At 34.9% G+C, this 18,328-nt stretch carries 14 protein-coding genes; 13 read left to right on the top strand and 1 reads right to left on the bottom strand.

The window, feature by feature from the left end:
* Nucleotides 1–270 precede the first annotated feature (270 nt).
* The 4 genes from H4V97_RS08025 to H4V97_RS08010 all read left to right on the top strand — a co-directional run bounded on the left by H4V97_RS08025 (nucleotide 271) and on the right by H4V97_RS08010 (nucleotide 7,100).
* The gene (locus tag H4V97_RS08025) at nucleotides 271–1,320 is read left to right on the top strand and encodes a homocysteine S-methyltransferase family protein (protein WP_209549421.1); all 1,050 of its coding nucleotides are present in this window, start codon (nucleotides 271–273) and stop codon (nucleotides 1,318–1,320) included.
* Nucleotides 1,321–1,706: 386 nt separating this feature from the next.
* Complete coding sequence (gene metH, locus H4V97_RS08020; RefSeq protein ID WP_196848995.1) at nucleotides 1,707–4,385, top strand: methionine synthase; 2,679 nt, start codon at nucleotides 1,707–1,709, stop codon at nucleotides 4,383–4,385.
* A gap of 80 nt (nucleotides 4,386–4,465) precedes the next feature.
* The gene (metF, locus tag H4V97_RS08015; protein ID WP_196848996.1) at nucleotides 4,466–5,422 is read left to right on the top strand and encodes a methylenetetrahydrofolate reductase [NAD(P)H]; all 957 of its coding nucleotides are present in this window, start codon (nucleotides 4,466–4,468) and stop codon (nucleotides 5,420–5,422) included.
* 370 nt (nucleotides 5,423–5,792) lie between these two features.
* Nucleotides 5,793–7,100, top strand: coding sequence for a TIGR00341 family protein (locus tag H4V97_RS08010; protein WP_196848997.1), 1,308 nt, complete (start codon nucleotides 5,793–5,795; stop codon nucleotides 7,098–7,100).
* Nucleotides 7,101–7,104: 4 nt separating this feature from the next.
* On the opposite strand, the gene gldA is transcribed toward H4V97_RS08010, so the two are convergent.
* Nucleotides 7,105–8,004 carry a gliding motility-associated ABC transporter ATP-binding subunit GldA gene (gene gldA, locus H4V97_RS08005; RefSeq protein WP_196848998.1) on the bottom strand — a complete coding sequence of 300 codons (900 nt, stop codon included), beginning with the start codon at nucleotides 8,002–8,004 and terminating at the stop codon, nucleotides 7,105–7,107.
* Nucleotides 8,005–8,160: 156 nt separating this feature from the next.
* Between gldA and H4V97_RS08000 the strand changes: the two genes are divergently transcribed.
* The 9 genes from H4V97_RS08000 (at nucleotide 8,161) to H4V97_RS07960 (ending at nucleotide 18,328) form a co-directional block, all read left to right on the top strand.
* Nucleotides 8,161–8,775, top strand: a complete 615-nt coding sequence (locus H4V97_RS08000; protein ID WP_196848999.1) for an outer membrane beta-barrel protein — start codon at nucleotides 8,161–8,163, stop codon at nucleotides 8,773–8,775.
* A gap of 108 nt (nucleotides 8,776–8,883) precedes the next feature.
* The gene (locus tag H4V97_RS07995; RefSeq protein WP_196849000.1) at nucleotides 8,884–10,137 is read left to right on the top strand and encodes a dicarboxylate/amino acid:cation symporter; all 1,254 of its coding nucleotides are present in this window, start codon (nucleotides 8,884–8,886) and stop codon (nucleotides 10,135–10,137) included.
* A gap of 364 nt (nucleotides 10,138–10,501) precedes the next feature.
* On the top strand, nucleotides 10,502–11,329 hold the full coding sequence (locus H4V97_RS07990; protein WP_196849001.1) for a prephenate dehydratase: 828 nt from the start codon (nucleotides 10,502–10,504) through the stop codon (nucleotides 11,327–11,329).
* An 83-nt stretch (nucleotides 11,330–11,412) separates the two neighbouring features.
* Nucleotides 11,413–12,564: an aminotransferase class I/II-fold pyridoxal phosphate-dependent enzyme gene (locus H4V97_RS07985; RefSeq protein ID WP_196849002.1), complete on the top strand. Its 1,152-nt coding sequence runs from the start codon at nucleotides 11,413–11,415 to the stop codon at nucleotides 12,562–12,564.
* A gap of 61 nt (nucleotides 12,565–12,625) precedes the next feature.
* Nucleotides 12,626–13,486 (top strand): prephenate dehydrogenase, encoded by an 861-nt coding sequence (locus H4V97_RS07980; protein WP_209549420.1) that lies wholly within the window; start codon nucleotides 12,626–12,628, stop codon nucleotides 13,484–13,486.
* A 56-nt stretch (nucleotides 13,487–13,542) separates the two neighbouring features.
* The gene (locus H4V97_RS07975; RefSeq protein WP_196849004.1) at nucleotides 13,543–14,625 is read left to right on the top strand and encodes a bifunctional 3-deoxy-7-phosphoheptulonate synthase/chorismate mutase type II; all 1,083 of its coding nucleotides are present in this window, start codon (nucleotides 13,543–13,545) and stop codon (nucleotides 14,623–14,625) included.
* A gap of 213 nt (nucleotides 14,626–14,838) precedes the next feature.
* Complete coding sequence (gene rsgA, locus H4V97_RS07970) at nucleotides 14,839–15,816, top strand: ribosome small subunit-dependent GTPase A (RefSeq protein WP_209549419.1); 978 nt, start codon at nucleotides 14,839–14,841, stop codon at nucleotides 15,814–15,816.
* A gap of 99 nt (nucleotides 15,817–15,915) precedes the next feature.
* Nucleotides 15,916–16,368 (top strand): D-aminoacyl-tRNA deacylase, encoded by a 453-nt coding sequence (dtd, locus tag H4V97_RS07965; protein WP_196849006.1) that lies wholly within the window; start codon nucleotides 15,916–15,918, stop codon nucleotides 16,366–16,368.
* A 214-nt stretch (nucleotides 16,369–16,582) separates the two neighbouring features.
* A complete protein-coding gene (locus H4V97_RS07960) occupies nucleotides 16,583–18,328 on the top strand; it encodes a DUF3857 domain-containing protein (protein ID WP_317196494.1) in 1,746 nt (581 codons plus the stop codon).

The raw sequence follows: 18,328 nt of genomic DNA, 5'->3' as shown, positions 1-18,328 counted from the left end.
CGAATACGCACTAGTATTTCTCAAACCTTTTCTTGACAACATATCGATATTTAGCCTACTGAATTAATTTCAGTATCAGGAGCGAACAATTGGCGTTTTTTCTGCCAATACCGTTCCCGCTTTCCGTTGCAATCTTTTATTTTTTAAAGAAAAAAATAAAAGGATTTTCACTGCAATCGGGGCTAAAGAGCTAAAATAGTGAACTTTTGTAATTATTAATCAAAAGTGTGAATCCCGATACCTGTCGAGATTTACAAGAAATAAAAAGTTATGTCAAGCATTTCAAAAGACAGTTTAGGAGTTCCCCCTTCGGGGGCTAGGGGGCTTATCCATGAAGCCATTAAAAAAAACATACTCGTACTCGATGGAGCAATGGGAACCATGTTGCAACGCTACAATTTTTCCGAAGAAGATTTCCGGGGCGAACGTTTCAAAGATTTTCCACATTCCTTAAAAGGAAATAACGATTTATTGTCACTCACGCAGCCACAAGCCATAAAAGCAGTACATGCTGCCTACTTTGAAGCAGGAGCAGATATCGTTGAAACCAATACGTTCTCAGGAACCACCATCGGAATGGCTGATTATCATTTGGAAGATTTGGTTTATGAATTGAACTACGAATCAGCACGAATTGCCCGTGAAGTAGCCGATGAATTCACAGCGAAAAATCCAGATAAACCTCGTTTTGTAGCCGGTTCCATAGGGCCAACAAACAGAACAGCAAGCATGTCGCCAGATGTAAACGATCCAGGTTACAGAGCCGTAACTTTTGATGATTTACGTATTGCCTACAAACAACAAGTAGAAGCATTGATTGACGGAGGAAGTGATTTATTATTGGTGGAAACCATTTTTGACACGTTAAATGCAAAGGCCGCACTTTTTGCCATTGAAGAAGTCAAAGACGAACGTAATATCGATATTCCAATCATGGTTTCAGGAACCATTACGGATGCATCAGGAAGAACACTTTCTGGGCAAACGGTAGAAGCTTTTTTAGTTTCTGTTTCGCATATTCCTTTGTTGAGTGTTGGTTTCAATTGTGCTTTAGGAGCCGATTTGTTAAAACCGTATTTACATACTTTGTCACAAAATACGTCGTTCAATGTATCCGCACATCCTAATGCAGGATTGCCAAACGCTTTTGGAGAATACGATGAAACACCGGAACAAATGCAAGCATTCATCAAAGAATATTTAGACGATAATTTAGTAAACATCATAGGCGGTTGTTGTGGAACAACGCCGGAACACATCAAGTTGATTGCTGATATCGCAAAGGAGTATAAACCAAGAGTTTCAACGGCCACGATGTAGTGATATTTCCTGCGAGGTTTTTTTTGAGCCTTGTAGGTATAAAATGAGATTATGGTTAATGAAAAAAATACCTACAAGGTTTTGGAAACCTTGCAGGATCGTAGAACGAGAAAAAATCGCATCAGTTGATTCAGATAGTGAGTTTGCTTCGTTCATCGGAATGACAAAAAGAAGCAAATAATATTGTTGTTATCACAAAACTGCGTGAGGGATAGCAGTGAAAAGCCCACAGTCTCGTCTTTTGGGAAGAGACGAGGACTTGTAGCGAATAGCCCGACCCTTGTGGTCACGCCCAAAAAATTGAAAAAGAGCTTTGTAAAGAGCAAATGATATAATAAAATAACTTAGGACCTAAGCAACTTAGGAACTTAGTAACTCAAATTAAAATGGCACACAAAGAACATAGAAAAAACCTTGTATTATCGGGATTAGAGCCTTTAATCATTACGCCGGAAAGCGTATTTGTGAATATTGGTGAGCGCACGAATGTGACTGGTTCTAGAAAATTCCTTCGGTTAATCAAAGAAGAAAAATACGAAGAAGCACTCAGTATTGCTAAAGAACAAGTGGAAGGTGGCGCACAAATCATCGATATTAATATGGATGAAGGAATGCTGGATGGCGAATATGCTATGACAAAATTCCTGAATTTAATCGCAGCTGAACCGGATATTTCTAGAGTTCCAATCATGATTGATAGCTCAAAATGGGATATTATCGAAGCGGGTCTAAAAGTAGTACAAGGAAAGAGTGTCGTGAATTCTATTTCGTTGAAAGAAGGAGAAGAGCAATTCATTCATCACGCCAAATTGATCAAGCGTTACGGTGCTGCAGTAATTGTAATGGCTTTTGATGAGGTAGGTCAAGCGGACAATTATGAACGTAGAATAGAAATTTGCCAACGTTCGTATGATATTTTGGTAAACAAAGTTGGTTTCCCAGCCCAAGATATTATTTTCGATTTGAATATATTTCCAGTGGCTACAGGAATGGAAGAACACCGCCTGAACGCATTGGATTTTTTCAGAGGGACGAAATGGGTTAGAGAAAATCTTCCTCATGCGCATATTAGCGGAGGCGTAAGTAACGTTTCGTTTTCGTTTAGAGGAAATGACACGGTTCGCGAAGCTATGCACTCGGTCTTTTTATATCATGCCATACAACACGGAATGACTATGGGAATCGTGAATCCGGAAATGCTTTCTATTTATGACGAAATTCCAAAGGATCTTTTAGAGCGCGTTGAAGATGTAATTCTAAACAGAAGAGAGGATGCAACCGAAAGATTGTTGGACTTTGCCGAAAATGTAAAAGGGGATACCAAAAGCAATGAAAAAGCAGTTCAGGAGTGGCGCTCGGGAACTATTCAGGAAAGGCTTACCCATTCGCTAGTAAAAGGAGTTGATGAATTTATAGAAATTGATGTTGAAGAAGCCAGACAGGCAGCTGCAAAACCAATCGAAGTAATCGAAATCAACTTAATGGCGGGGATGAATGTCGTTGGGGATTTATTTGGTTCGGGGAAAATGTTTTTGCCGCAAGTGGTAAAATCTGCCCGCGTAATGAAAAAAGCGGTAGCTTATTTATTGCCGTTTATCGAAGCGGAAAAGGATGGTGTTTCGAGTTTTGCTGGTCGTATCTTAATGGCGACTGTAAAAGGAGATGTGCACGATATTGGAAAAAATATTGTTTCGGTTGTTTTGGCTTGCAATAATTACGAAATCATCGATTTGGGTGTAATGGTTGCTCCAGAGAAAATTATCGCTGCGGCCATAGAACACAACGTTGATATTATTGGATTAAGCGGATTGATAACCCCTTCGCTTGATGAAATGGTTTATTTGGCTAAGGAATTAGACAAAAGAAACATAAAAATTCCTGTTATGATTGGTGGGGCTACTACTTCACGAGCGCATACTGCCGTGAAAATTGCACCGCAATATAGAGAAACAGTTATTCACGTCAACGATGCTTCGAGAGCCGTTACGGTTGCTGGAAATTTACTAAATAAAGATAAAAAAATATACGCAAGCGATATACGAGCGGAATATGATGCTTTTAGAGAGACATTTTTGAATCGTTCGCGAGATAAAAATTTCTTGACGATTGAGCAAGCTCGGAAAAATAAATTGCAATTGAATTGGGATAATTATAGCCCAATGAAGCCTAATTTTATTGGAACAAAAACCATTGAAGTTGATTTGGATGTTTTGGTTCCGTATATTGACTGGACGCCGTTTTTTAGAACTTGGGAATTGTTCGGAAAATACCCGGCAATTTTAACAGATAATGTTGTTGGTGAACAGGCTACTTCCGTTTTTGCAGATGCACAGGAAATGTTAGCTATTATTTTAAAAGAAAAGAAACTGACAGCCAAAGGAATTTATGGAATTTTCCCAGCCAACCAAGTTAATGATGATGATATTGAATTGAGAGACGAAAGTGGAAAAGTGTTGGATAAATTCTTGACTTTGCGTCAGCAATCCCAAAAAACAAAAGGCGCTCCAAACATCGCTTTGTCTGATTTTATTGCTCCAAAAGATTCTGGTAAAACCGATTACATGGGGGCGTTTTGTGTAACGACCGGTTTTGGTGTTGATGAATGGGCAGCAGAATTTGAGAGAGATTTAGACGATTATAATTCAATAATGGTCAAAGCGTTGGCAGACCGTTTTGCGGAAGCTTTCGCCGAATATCTCCACGAAAAAATCCGTAAAGAAATTTGGGGTTACTCGGCTGATGAAGCCTTGAGCACCGAAGACATGATTGCTGAAACCTACAAAGGTATTCGTCCGGCGCCAGGTTATCCGGCTTGTCCCGACCATTTAGAAAAACCTACAATCTGGAAATTACTAAATGTGGAAGAAGAAATAGGAGTGACTTTAACCGAAAGTATGGCCATGTGGCCCGCTTCATCGGTTTCTGGATATTATTTTGGAAATCCGGAAAGTAAGTACTTCGGACTTGGAAAAATAAAAGAAGACCAAGTTATCGATTACGCCAAACGCAGAAGCGTTTCCACCGAAGTGGCGATGAAATGGCTGAATCCAAATATTGCAGATTAAAAAAATGTTTAAGGTTTAAGGTTTAAAGTTGTTCGAAAGAAACTTTAAACCTTAAACTTTAAACTTTAAACAAAAAAAGAATGAAAGTAACACAACATATCGAAGGCGCAAATGGAGAGACATTATTCTCCTTTGAAATTATCCCACCTCAAAAAGGGAAAAGCATTCAGGAATTATACGATAATATTGATCCGTTGATGGAGTTTAAACCACCTTTTATAGACGTAACCACTTCTCGCGAAGAGTATATTTATGTAGATAAAGGCAACGGATTGTTAGACAAAAAACTAACAAGAATGCGTCCTGGGACTCTAGGGATTTGTGCTTCCATAAAACACAAATATAATGTAGATACCATTCCTCACGTGCTTTGCGGTGGATTTACGAAAGAAGAAACCGAGTATTTATTGGTCGATTGTCATTATTTGGGAATTGATAATGTGATGGCATTGCGCGGTGACGCGATGAAGGATGAACAGTATTTTATGCCAAAACATGGCGGGAATGATTTCGCCGTTGATTTGGTTAAACAAATCAATTTATTGAATCAGGGGAAATATTTGCACGAAGTAATGGATGTTGATAACAAAGCCAATTTTTGTATTGGAGTTGCTGGTTATCCAGAAAAACATTTAGAATCGCCCTCCTTAATTTCAGATTTGAAACGATTGAAAGAAAAGGTAGATGCAGGTGCTGATTATGTGGTAACCCAAATGTTCTTTGATAATGCAAAATACTTTGAGTTTGTTGCCAAAGCCAGAGAAATGGGTATTACCGTTCCTATTATTCCGGGTATTAAACCAATTGCTGTGCAAAGGCACTTACAAGTATTGCCACAAATTTTCCGAATCGATTTGCCTGAAGACTTGATTCATGCCGTTAGTCAATGCAAAAATAATAATGACATCAGACAAGTTGGTATCGAATGGGCGATTCAACAATCTTTAGAATTGAAAGCAGCAGGCGTTCCTGTTTTGCATTATTATTCAATGGGAAAATCAGAAAATATTCGACAAATTGCTAGTAAGGTTTTCTAAATTTCGAAGATTTTAAACTACTAAAAAAGCTCGTTTAATTTATTTTTTAAACGAGTTTTTTTATCTAAAAAAAGAATAGTCCTTCTTGATTTTCCTAAAAACAGCTTCCGCAATTTTTTTTGATTGATTTGTAGTTTTTTTAAACCTTGGTGTATTAACAAAATTAAAATTAATGTGGCAGGTATTTTTAAATTAAGAATGGGGTATTAAATCATATAATGTCTATTTTTGTAGGAAGTAAGATTTAGTAAATTAATTGTATTCTCTTAAGTATAAAGAAAAATAACAATTAATTTGTCTAGATTTACTGCCGTAAATCACAGAACTTTATTTGCCTTTGGTTTTAAACTAAATAATACAGCCTACATCTATGAAAGGTATTCTATACAAAATTTTAGATTTTATAAATCTTTATTCTGGAGAAGAGGACAGGCAAAAAGTATTAGAAAATGTAAAAGGTAATATTTCTTTTCGAGGTGCTAATTTTTGGATTTTGGCATGTGCAATTGTAATCGCATCGGTTGGGTTGAATTTGAATTCAACGGCTGTAGTAATTGGAGCGATGCTCATTTCTCCTTTAATGGGGCCTATTGTTGGTGCAGGTTTTGGCCTGGGAATATATGACTTTGAACTCTTGAAAAAAGCATTAAAAAATCTTTTAATTGCAACGATTGTCGGATTATTTGTTTCAACTATTTACTTTTATTTAAGTCCATTCAAGGATACGCAATCTGAATTGTTGTCTCGGACTTCTCCTAATATTTATGATATTTTTATTGCCTTTTTCGGTGGACTCGTTGGAGTTATCGCCATAACAAGAGTTGAAAAGGGAAATCCAATTCCAGGTGTCGCCATTGCCACAGCTTTAATGCCACCTTTATGTACGGCTGGATATGGTTTAGCCATAGGAAATTTTAGTTTCTTTTTTGGAGCCATTTATTTATATACTATCAACTGTGTGTTTATCTGTATTGCTACTTTTTTTATTGTGAAATATTTGAAATATCCACAAGCGAAACAAGTAGATGAGAAGCGTGAAAAACGTGTTAGATTTGCAATGACCGCAATAATTGTGGTATTAATTATTCCTAGTATTTACTTTGCATATGTGTTAATTGAACAACGGAAATTTAATCAAAAAGTTGAAGCTTTTATAAACGATGAATTTACAAGTAAAGGATATACAATCCTATATAAAAAAATTAAAACGAACATTATTCCAAAAAGAATAGAACTAGTTTTTTTAACCAAAAAAACCAGTAAGGATGAATTGAAAATACTGAACCAAAGATTAAAAACGTACGGTATTGAAAGTACGGAATTGAAAATAAGACAGGATACAACTGACATCAAAAAATATATTTCAAACCAAATAAATTTTGAGAAATCTATTTTGAATGAAAAAGACGTGAAAATTGCTAACTTGGAGAAGCTAATAAAGAAAAATAGTTACGATAATAAAGCAATATTGGCAGAAACCAAAATTATTTTTCCGGAGATTGAAAATCTTTCGATATCAAATCACGTATATGATGAAAATAGCACCACGGCGAAAGTAGTTCCCGTGATGGTTTATATAAGTAAAAAAGAACTTTCTAAGAGTTCGAAGAAAAAATTGGTTTTGTGGCTGCAACAAAGGCTTTCAAAAGGAAAAGTAGAAATTTATAGACAGGGATAAATATCTATTTTTTTGTTATTTCTCTAAAAACAGCTTCCAGATTTTTATTTTTCTGATTCAGTTGTAGTGTTTTCAAACCATTATCATGAGCAAAATCAAAAACGGCAGGCCGCATATCTTTATCAGATAAAAAGGTTAATTCCCAAGAGAAATCGTGGGTGTTTTTGAAAGATTTTAAATGTGGGATCTTAGCAATAGCTTGTTCTTCGATTTTATAATCAAATTCTACTTCGATAATTTGTTCTTTGTCGGCGGAAATTAAGTTATCCAGTTTTTTATCGGCTACAATTTTTCCGTTGTTGATGATTATAACTCGATCACAAATGGCTTCCACTTCCTGCATAATGTGTGTGGAAAGGAAAACGGTTTTGTCTTTACCTGCGTTTTTGATGACATTACGTATTTCAATCAATTGGTTCGGATCTAAACCTGTTGTTGGTTCGTCTAGAATCAAAACATCTGGATTGTGTAATAATGCGTTGGCAAGACCTACACGCTGACGGTATCCTTTAGACAATTGTCCTATTTTTTTATGGCTTTCGGTGGTTAAACCCGTTAGTTGAATCACTTCGTCTATTCGGGATTTGGCTACTTTATACACATCAGCATTAAAAGCTAAATATTCCCTCACATATAAATCCAAATACAACGGATTGTGTTCCGGAAGATAACCAATCGAAAGTTGTACTGCCTTTTGGTTGGTGTTTACATCATGTCCATTTACCATTGCGGAACCTTCATCAGCATTGATATAAGTGGTCAATATTTTCATCAAAGTAGATTTTCCGGCTCCATTTGGACCCAAGAAACCAACGATTTCCCCTTTTTTTATAGAAAACGAAATGTTATCCAATGCCTTTTGAGCACCGTAACTTTTTGATATATTATTTACTTCTATTGACATGACGTATTATTTGTTACAAAAGTAAACAGAATAATCTTTGAATGCTAAATTTTTGTTTTTTGAAATAATCTCATTTTGATAAAAGCATTAAAAATCCGCAAGATAAATTGTGGCATTATTATTGTTAAATAAACATTAAATTTAAATAAAAAATTTATGAAAAAAATGATGATTGTTTTAGCGTTAGCTTCAATTAGTTTTGCAAGTGCCCAAAAAGGCACAGTTTTGGTAGCTGGAAATGTTGGGTTTAGCTCGCAAAAAATAAATACTTCAGAAAGTGAAGCTAAACAAAATATTTTTGGCATTTCACCAAAGGTTGGGTACCAATATAATGATAATTGGACAGTTGGGATTCAATCGAGTGCTACATTCTTAAATGGAGAATCGAGTTCAACTAATAATGGATCGAGTTCAGCTGATAATTTATCAAATTATTATAGTGTAGGTCCTTTTGTTCGATATGCCAAACCATTAAATGATACTTTTGCAGTTTATGCGGATTTAGTAACAAGTTATAATTTTGGTAGTACAAGATATAATAGCAGTATCTCAACTAGTACTGTAAAATCAAGCGGATTTGGTATTGGTATTACTCCAGCATTGCAAATTAACATTAAGAAAGGTTTTGGATTGAACTTTGGTTTTGGAGGATTGGGATATAATTCTAATAAAACTACTGCTCAAAATACATCTGATAATCCTCAAAAAACAAAAATATTTGAATTTAATTTTGGGCAATCATTTAACGCAGGAATTTCAAAAAATTTTTAATATATATATGGAATGAATTTTTAAAAAAGCACTTGGTATTCGAGTGTTTTTTTATTTTAAAAGTTATTTATCTCATTAGATTTATATATTTATAAAAAATTAGAAAACATGAATCAACAAAACGGTAAATCAAGTAGTTTGTTTAAAACATACAGCAGCATCATTTGGTTACTATGCGGAATTATAGCCGGAAGTATATTAGGATTAGTTTTTGGAAAAGATGTAGAAATCATCAAACCATTAGGTGATATATTTTTGAATTTACTATTTACAGCAATAATACCGTTGATTTTTTTCACCATCGCCTCTTCGATTGCCAGCTTAGAAAAATCTGAGAAATTAGGAAAACTATTTGTGATTGTTATCGGCGTCTTTTTAAGTACCGTACTTGTTTCGGCAATATTAATGATTATCGGAGTATTGCTTTTTCCGATTCATCAAGATATTATCATTTCAAAGATACCATTGGAAAGTATTCAAAGTGGTAATGCAGGATCGCAAATTACCCAATTGCTTACTGCAGGTGATTTTTATGAATTGCTTTCTCGAAAAAGTATGTTAGCTTTAATTATATTTTCCTTCTTAATAGGATTTGCGAGTTTACGTTCGGGTGAAAAAGGAGCCAGTTTTAGAGATTTTTTAAATTCTGGAAACGAAGTAATGAAACACTTGCTGCATCTGATAATGAAAACCGCTCCAATAGGATTAGGAGCTTACTTTGCATATCAGGTGGGCATATTTGGGCCACAATTATTTGGAGCTTATGCTAAACCTTTGGGACTTTATTATGCGGTTTGTGCTTTCTATTTTGTCGTGTTTTTTAGTTTTTATGCTTTTATAGCGGGAGGAACAAAGGCACTAAAAGTCTTTTGGGGAAATAATATCACACCTGCCTTAACGGCTTTGGGAACGTGCAGCAGTATCGCGACTATTCCTGCCAATTTAGAAGCTGCAGAGAAAATGAATATACCGGCACATATTCGCAATATTGCTATACCATTAGGAGCACCTCTGCATAAAGACGGATCTAGTATGTCATCCGTTATAAAGATTGCGGTTATTTTTGCCATGTTTGGCAAAGATTTTACGGATCCACACACTTTGTTGTTAGCATTAGGGATTACAGTAATCGTTTCGGTGGTTGAAGGTGGAATTCCAAATGGTGGTTATATAGGGGAGATTTTGGCAATTACTATTTATGGTTTTCCGATGGAGCAAGCATTACCGGCTGCTATGATTGTGGGGACTTTAGTGGATCCTATGGCCACTTTATTAAATGCCAATGGCGATGTTGTTTCCTCGATGCTGATTACCCGAATTGCGGAAGGGAAAAAATGGCTTTCGGTTAAAATAGCCGCTTAAATATTTTTTTGAATCGAAATTAACTCAAAAGTCATTTTGAAATCTGTAATAAACCCTAAATTAAAATCATTTATTTAAGTATTTGATAATAAAAAGGTTGTTTAACAAAGAATTCTTTTTTTGTTGCATAAAACAATATTTTTTTTTGGGTCGGTTTGAAATAAGGGCTACATTTGTATCATAATTATTAAAAATAACACACTACCTACAATGTCTAATAACCGTTTTTATTTTAGCAACACTTATTATTTCTTCTTTAGGAAGTAAGGGATTGTGCTATGGTTATTTGAAAAAAACAAACAAATAAAACTAATATACAATCCTGATGAAAATCAGGATTTTTTTTTGCTTAAAAGTTTAGAATATGAGTACAAAAATTGCAATACAAGGTATAAAAGGCTCTTTTCATCATCAGGTGGCACAGGATTATTACTATCAAAATGTTGAGGTAGAGGAGTGTTTGTCTTTTGAAGAATTAGTAGATAGCTTGCTTTCAGGGAAATCAGATCAGGCGGTTATGGCGATAGAAAATTCTATTGCGGGGCCAATTATTCCGAATTATGCCTTGATTGATAAAAACAATTTACACATTATAGGAGAGCATTATTTAGATATTCATCAAAATTTAATGGCTTTAAAAGGGCAGAAAATAGAAGATATTCTGGAAGTACATTCCCATCCGATGGCGTTATTGCAATGTATGGAGTTTCTGAAAAAGTATCCGGACATAAAATTAGTCGAAGATAAAGATACTGCTGAAACGGCTCGAAGAATACATCAAAATCAGTTGAAAGGAATTGCTGCAATTGCAAGTAAAACGGCTTCTGAAATGTATGAATTAGAAATTTTGGCGCCAGAAATTCAGACGATTAATAATAATATGACACGATTTGTGATCATTAATAAAGCGGATAATTTTGTTTCTAAAAATGAAATAAACAGAGCTTCCATCAAATTTGAATTGGATCACAAACGTGGTAGCTTAGCAGCGGTTTTGAATGTAATGAGTGATTGTAAATTGAATCTAACCAAAATACAATCGCTACCAAAAATAGAAACACCTTGGAAATATTCCTTTTTTGTGGATGTTACTTTCGAAAAATACGAAGATTATGCCAAGGCAAAAGCATTATTGACCATTATGGCAGAATACTTCAAAGTACTAGGCGAATATAAAAATACAAAGCCTTAATTAGTCTAAAAGTCGAAAGTTAAAGGTCGAAAGTCAAAATAATAAAATAATAAAAAGCTCTGAAAAGAGAAATATTTAATAGCATGATTACTACAGCGAAACGTCTAGATATAATTGAAGAATACTATTTCTCCTCAAAATTGAGAGAAGTAAGACAATTGGCCTCTGAAGGAAAGCCAATTATCAATATGGGAATTGGAAGTCCGGATTTAAAGCCGTCACAAGCTGTTATTGATGCAGTAGTTTTAGCAATGCAAGATGAAAATGCACATCAATATCAGAGTTATCAAGGATTGCCGGAATTACGACAAGGTATGGCTGATTTTTATCAGAACAACTTTCAAGTAGCGTTGAATCCAGCGAGCGAAATTTTGCCTTTGATGGGTTCCAAAGAAGGAATTATGCATATTTCATTGGCTTTTTTGAATGAAGAAGATCAGGTGCTGATTCCAAATCCAGGATATCCAACGTATACTTCGGTTACTAATTTAGTAGGAGCAGTTCCAGTTTTTTATGACTTAAAAGAAAATAATAACTGGGAACCGGATTTTGAAGCTTTGGAAAAACTGGATTTATCGAAAGTTAAAATCATGTGGATTGGTTATCCGCACATGCCAACAGGAGCGAGCGGAAGTTTGGAATTGTTTTCAAGATTAGTGGCTTTCGCCAAAAAGCATAACATTTTGTTAGTAAATGACAATCCGTATAGTTTTGTTTTGAATGACAATCCAATGAGTTTGTTGCAAGTGGAAGGAGCTAAAGACGTAGCTTTGGAATTGAATTCTTTGAGCAAGACTTTTAACATGGCAGGCTGGAGAGTGGGAATGGTTTTAGGAAATGCAGCCTGTATAGATGCGGTACTAAAAGTAAAAAGCAACATGGACAGCGGAATGTTTTACGGGATTCAAAAAGGGGCAATTGAAGCTTTGAAAAGCGAGAAGTCATGGTTTGAATCGATGAATGCAATTTATAGAAAACGCAGAATTCTTACCGAACAATTGGCAGAGAAATTGGGTTGTAAAGTGTACAAGGAAGGTGTTGGATTATTTGTTTGGGCAAAATTACCGGACGGAATCACATCGGCAGAGAATTTTATTAATGATATTTTATATGACAAATCGATTTTCATTACGCCGGGAACCATTTTTGGTTCTAATGGAGAAGGATATATTCGATTTGCATTGTGTGTAAATGAGGAAAAAGTGCAGGAAGCGATTTTGAGAATTACAAATTAATAATTATGAATTACGAATTTGGAGGTCATGGTGACTTTCGACTTTATAACTTTAAGACTTTATGACTAATGTTTATGTAATAGGAATAGGATTGATAGGCGGTTCGATGGTGTTGGACATCAAGACCCTGCATCCGGAAGCCAAAATTTATGGGATTGATAACAATGAAATTCATTTGGAGGAAGCAATTGCACTCGGAGTTGTTGATGCTGGCGCAACTTTTGATGATTTAATCGATGCCGATTTTGTAATCGTTTCGGTTCCTGTTGATGTTGCATTGACGGTTTTGCCAAAAGTGTTGGATGTTATTGGTGATCATACGATTGTTTTTGAAGTGGGTTCTACTAAAATGCCCATTTGCGAAGCAGTGGCCAATCATCCTAAAAGGCGCAATTTTATTGCCACGCATCCTATTGCTGGAACCGAGTTTTCAGGACCTTCGGCAGCGATAAAAGGATTGTTTAAAGGGAAAACGAATATTATTTGTGAAGTAGAAAAAACGACATTCAAATTACAGGAAAGAGCTTTGGATTTGTTTAAGGCAATGGGAATGAGAATCCGTTATATGGACCCAAAATCGCATGATAAACATATTGCTTATGTGTCGCATTTGTCTCACATTAGTGCTTTTATGTTGGGAAAAACGGTGATTAATAAGGAGAAAGATGAACAGGATATTTTTGATATGGCGGGTTCCGGTTTTGAAAGTACGGTTCGTCTCGCCAAAAGTTCCCCAGCAATGTGGACGCCTATTTTTAAACAAAACAGGAAGCAAGTGGTAAAAACATTGGATGAATACATTTCTAATTTATCAAAGTTTAAAGAACTGTTAGAAAAGGAAGATTACGATGCGATTTACGATGAAATGCAGAGTGTGAATAAAATAAAGGAAATATTAAACGGAATGAACGTGAAAAAATAGCCAATCCCGTTGTTTAAAAATAACTAAAAACTAAAAAAAAATAAAATTTAGAAAAGATGGAAAACAAGAAAGAAATGAGAAATTGGTTGAATGAATTCAATTTGACTCATCCATTAGTGATAGCAGGACCTTGTAGTGCTGAAACTGAAGAACAAGTATTGAAAATTGCACATGAATTGAAAGATTCTGATGTAAGTATTTTTAGAGCAGGAATTTGGAAACCAAGAACGCGTCCGGGAGGATTTGAAGGTGTTGGGGAGATAGGCTTGAAATGGCTTAAAAAAGCAAAAGAAGAAACTGGATTGCTAATGGGAACGGAAGTGGCGAATGCTGCTCACGTAAAATTAGCGTTAGAATATGATCTGGATGTGTTATGGATTGGAGCCAGAACGACTGTAAATCCATTTGCTATGCAAGAAATTGCAGATGCTTTGGCAGGAACAAAAAAAATTGTCTTGGTAAAAAACCCAGTAAACCCAGATTTATCTCTGTGGTTAGGCGGAGTGGAGCGTTTATACAATGCAGGAATTGAAAAACTGGGAGTAATTCACAGAGGTTTTTCTACTTATGAGAAAACAAAATACAGAAACATTCCAGAATGGCAGATTCCTATCGAATTGCAAAATAAATTCCCTGATTTACCTCTTATAATTGATCCGTCTCATATTACGGGAGATCGCAAAATGATTCTCGAAGTGACGCAAGAAGCGTTGGATTTGAATTATGACGGTATGATTATAGAAACTCATTATGACCCAGACAATGCATGGAGTGATGCAGCGCAACAAGTGACGCCAACGGCTTTGAAACAAATTTTTATTGATTTGAAAGTAAGAAAGCAAAATGATGCATCGGAAGAATTTACTCAAAAAATGACGAAATTGAGAACGAATATTGACATCTTGGATGAGAATTTATTAGACTTGCTAGGAAAACGTATGAAAGTAGCAGATGAAATAGGTCAAGTAAAAAAAGACGCTAACGTTGCAATTCTTCAAAATACGCGTTGGAATGAAATTCTTGGAAAAATGATTCTTGAAGGCGAGAAAAAAGGCTTGACAGAAGAGTTTGTGCTTAAAATGTTTAAGGCGATTCACCAGGAAAGTATTGGCCACCAAGAAAAAGTATTAAATGCGTAAAATGATTTAAGATTGTAGAGTAACGATTGCTGAATTTAGATTTAAGTGATTGAGCATTTAAATTTATGAAATCCCAAGGCTTAATGTTTTGGGATTTTTTGTTTTTTTTAGACACTTCGAAAATCGAAAAACCTCCATAAATCATTTATCTTTGCAAAATATTTTATTTATGCTAAAACATATATCATAGATCTAATATCTTAAATATAAAAAATGACAGGACTCGTTTACAAATCTACAGGAAGTTGGTACACCGTAAAATCTGAACAAGGGGATTTTATAGAATGCCGTATGAAAGGGAAATTCCGAATCAAAGGAATTAAAAGTACCAACCCAATTGCTGTGGGTGATATTGTAGATTATGAACTCGAAGAATCATCCGATACCGTTACGGGAACCATTCATAAAATTCACGATAGAAAGAATTATATTGTTCGGAAATCAGTTAATTTGTCGCATCAGATGCATATTATTGCCTCTAATATTGACCGCGTTTTTTTATTGGTTACGATAAATAATCCACCAACGACTTTTAATTTTATTGACCGTTTTCTGGTAACTGCCGAAGCCTATGGAATTGAAACAATTTTGGTTTTTAACAAAATTGATACTTTTGATGACGCTACACTTGATGAGCAATTATACATGCAGCACGTGTATCAGGAGATTGGATATAAATGCCTGCGCGTCTCTTCGACTGAAATGAAAGGAATTGAAGAGTTGAAAGCGATGATGATTGGTAAAGTGAGTATGTTTTCAGGACATTCCGGTGTGGGGAAATCCACATTAGTCAATGCCATGGAACCGACTTTACATCTAAAAACAAAAACAATTTCTGAAGCGAGCAAGCAAGGACAACATACCACAACTTTTGCCGAAATGTATGATTTGTCTTTTGATGCCAAAATTATAGATACGCCGGGAATCAAAGGTTTTGGAATTGTCGATATGGAAAAAGAAGAAATTAGTGGTTATTTCCCTGAATTTTTCAAGTTGAAAGAGCAATGTAAATTTAATAATTGTTTGCATAAAGACGAACCACATTGCGCCATTAAAGCCGCATTGGAAAAAGACGAAATAGCCTGGTCCCGTTATAGAAGTTACCTGAAAATTCTGGAAGGTGATGATGAAAATTATCGTACCGATATTCATAATGAGGACCGAATAATAAGTGATAAGACCAGAGAATAAAGGTGTCGAAAGTTGCAATGTCGAAAGTCGAAAGTCAGCATTAACTAAATATTTAGAATAGTTTTTTGACTTTCGACTTTAAAATTTTAAGACTTATAAATGAAAATCGTCCTTCAAAGAGTTTCCTCCGCCTCGGTAACCATAGAAAATAAAATTGTAGCCGATATCCAAAAAGGATTATTGGTTTTAGTTGGTATTGAAGATGATGACGCTCAACAAGATATTGATTGGCTGGTAGGTAAAATTGCCAATATTCGTATTTTTGATGATGCAGATCATGTGATGAATTTATCTGTAAAAGACATTGATGGAGATATAATCGTAGTAAGCCAATTTACACTTCATGCTTCTACTAAAAAAGGAAATCGTCCATCGTATATTAAAGCTTCAAAACCAGATGTTGCCATTCCCTTGTATGAGAATTTTGTGAAACACCTAGAAATTGAGCTGGGTAAGAAAGTTCAAACGGGTATTTTTGGTGCAGACATGAAAGTACTTTTGTTAAATGATGGCCCGGTGACTATAACTATTGACAGTAAAAATAAAAATTAAGTTTTTTTTTAATCGAATAATTCTTATATTTTTGAGGAAATGTTTTCTTATGCAATTCCGATATATCATCCTCGTATTCTTTTTTTTTACTACCATCCTTTTCGCTCAAAAGACGGAATATAATAGTCTAAATATTTCTGATAGCCTCAAAGAAAATGCCAATGCTGTAGTTCGTTTAAACCAAATTGATATTACTATTTCGTCTCAAAGAAATATGAATATTAAAACTAAAAGGGTAGTTACAGTTCTAAACGAAAAAGGGCTAGGCGCCATACAAGCATCTGAATATTATAGTAAGACTGCATCTATAAAAAGTATAGAAGCTGTTGTTTATGATGTTTTAGGCAATGAAATAAAAAAAATAAAACGAAAGGATTTTAGAGATCAGAGTGCAGTAAGTGGCAGCACTCTTTTTTCAGATGACCGAATTATTTATCTGAATTACACTCCCATACAATATCCTTTTACAGTCATTTTCGAAAGTGAATTAGAAACTTCTAATACTGCTTTTATACCGCAATGGTATCCTGTGGCAGACTATTTTGTAAGTATCGAAAAAAGTATTCTTAATGTAAGTTATCCACCAGATCTTGGTTTTAAAAAAATGGAATCTAATTTTTATAATTTTAAAATTAAAAAGACTATTGATACTCCATCGCAACTTTCCTATACCGCAGCAAATATTCCGGCTCAAAAGGAAGAAGACTATAGCCCTAGTTTTAATTCGATTTTTCCAAAAGTAATGATGGGTCTAGAACTATTTCATCTTGAAAATGTTGATGGAACTGCTAAAACCTGGGAAGCTTTCGGGAAATGGTACTCCGATAAAATTTTAACCGGCACAACAGAATTGCCTGAAGAAACCAAGGCGAAAATGAAAGCATTGGTTGGAGATGAAAAAGACCCGATAAAAAAAGCAAAACTAATCTATGATTATGTCCAAAAAAAATCGCGATACGTAAATATTAGCATTGGAATTGGAGGATGGAAACCTATGTTAGCCGGCGACGTAGATCGATTGGGCTACGGGGATTGTAAAGCATTGACCAATTATACCAAGGCACTCCTAAATGCCGTAGATGTTCCCTCTTACAATACCATATTATATGGAAATCCAAGAAAAAAAGATATCGAAAAAGACTTTGTTTCAATGCAAGGAAATCACATGATTTTATCGATTCCCAATGGGGATAATTATGTTTGGCTTGAATGTACCAGTCAGGATACTCCGTTTGGATATCAGGGAACTTTTACAGATGACAGAAATGTTTTGATTATGAAACCAAGTGGAGGTGAAATTGTGCATACCAAAATCTATGAGGATAAAGGAAATACTCAAGTTAGTAAAGGGAATTATACTATTGCTGAAAACGGCGATTTCTCTGGTAAAATCAGTATTGTTTCTGAAGGTTCCCAATACAATAGAAAAGCGGATGTAGAAAATATGCAGCCAACGGATAAAGAATTGCATTATAAAGAATATTGGGATAATATCAATAATTTGAAGCTAGAGAAAATAACATTCACTAATGATAAAGAAAAAATAAGATTTACCGAGAATGCGGGTATAAACGCCATTAATTACGGAAGCATTTCTGCTAATAAAATGATGTTTGTCTTGAATGCGTACAATCAATTTTCAGGAAATATAAAAAGAATAAGGAATCGTATAAATCCATTGGAAATACAAAGAGGTTTTGTAGATACGGATGAAATTGAAGTTAAATTGCCAGTTGGATTCAACATAGAGTTTCTTCCAGCAGGTTTTGAATTGGATTCCAAGTTTGGAGCCTACAAAACAGAAATAGTTAAAAAAGATGCTTCTAATTTAATTTATAAAAGAACTCTTTTTATTAAAAAAGGAATATATTCTAACAAGGAATATGACGAGTACCGCCTTTTCATTGAACAAATTTCTAGAAACGATAATGCAAAAATAATTTTAACCAAAAATCAATAA

The organism is Flavobacterium sp. CG_23.5, from assembly GCF_017875765.1.
Taxonomy (GTDB): Bacteria; Bacteroidota; Bacteroidia; order Flavobacteriales; family Flavobacteriaceae; genus Flavobacterium.
This window is presented reverse-complemented; position numbering and strand designations above follow the sequence as displayed.

Excerpts from the sequence above, each read along its gene's own strand:
- H4V97_RS07975 (WP_196849004.1), top strand. The coding sequence starts at position 13,543 with ATGGAAAACAAGAAAGAAATGAGAAATTGGTTGAATGAATTCAATTTG.
- H4V97_RS07960 (WP_317196494.1), top strand. The coding sequence starts at position 16,583 with ATGAATATTAAAACTAAAAGGGTAGTTACAGTTCTAAACGAAAAAGGG.
- H4V97_RS07985 (WP_196849002.1), top strand. The coding sequence starts at position 11,413 with ATGATTACTACAGCGAAACGTCTAGATATAATTGAAGAATACTATTTC.
- rsgA (WP_209549419.1), top strand. The coding sequence starts at position 14,839 with ATGACAGGACTCGTTTACAAATCTACAGGAAGTTGGTACACCGTAAAA.
- H4V97_RS08025 (WP_209549421.1), top strand. The coding sequence starts at position 271 with ATGTCAAGCATTTCAAAAGACAGTTTAGGAGTTCCCCCTTCGGGGGCT.
- H4V97_RS07980 (WP_209549420.1), top strand. The coding sequence starts at position 12,626 with ATGACTAATGTTTATGTAATAGGAATAGGATTGATAGGCGGTTCGATG.
- H4V97_RS07995 (WP_196849000.1), top strand. The coding sequence starts at position 8,884 with ATGAATCAACAAAACGGTAAATCAAGTAGTTTGTTTAAAACATACAGC.
- H4V97_RS08010 (WP_196848997.1), top strand. The coding sequence starts at position 5,793 with ATGAAAGGTATTCTATACAAAATTTTAGATTTTATAAATCTTTATTCT.
- H4V97_RS08000 (WP_196848999.1), top strand. The coding sequence starts at position 8,161 with ATGAAAAAAATGATGATTGTTTTAGCGTTAGCTTCAATTAGTTTTGCA.
- metF (WP_196848996.1), top strand. The coding sequence starts at position 4,466 with ATGAAAGTAACACAACATATCGAAGGCGCAAATGGAGAGACATTATTC.
- dtd (WP_196849006.1), top strand. The coding sequence starts at position 15,916 with ATGAAAATCGTCCTTCAAAGAGTTTCCTCCGCCTCGGTAACCATAGAA.
- H4V97_RS07990 (WP_196849001.1), top strand. The coding sequence starts at position 10,502 with ATGAGTACAAAAATTGCAATACAAGGTATAAAAGGCTCTTTTCATCAT.
- gldA (WP_196848998.1), bottom strand. The coding sequence starts at position 8,004 with ATGTCAATAGAAGTAAATAATATATCAAAAAGTTACGGTGCTCAAAAG.
- metH (WP_196848995.1), top strand. The coding sequence starts at position 1,707 with ATGGCACACAAAGAACATAGAAAAAACCTTGTATTATCGGGATTAGAG.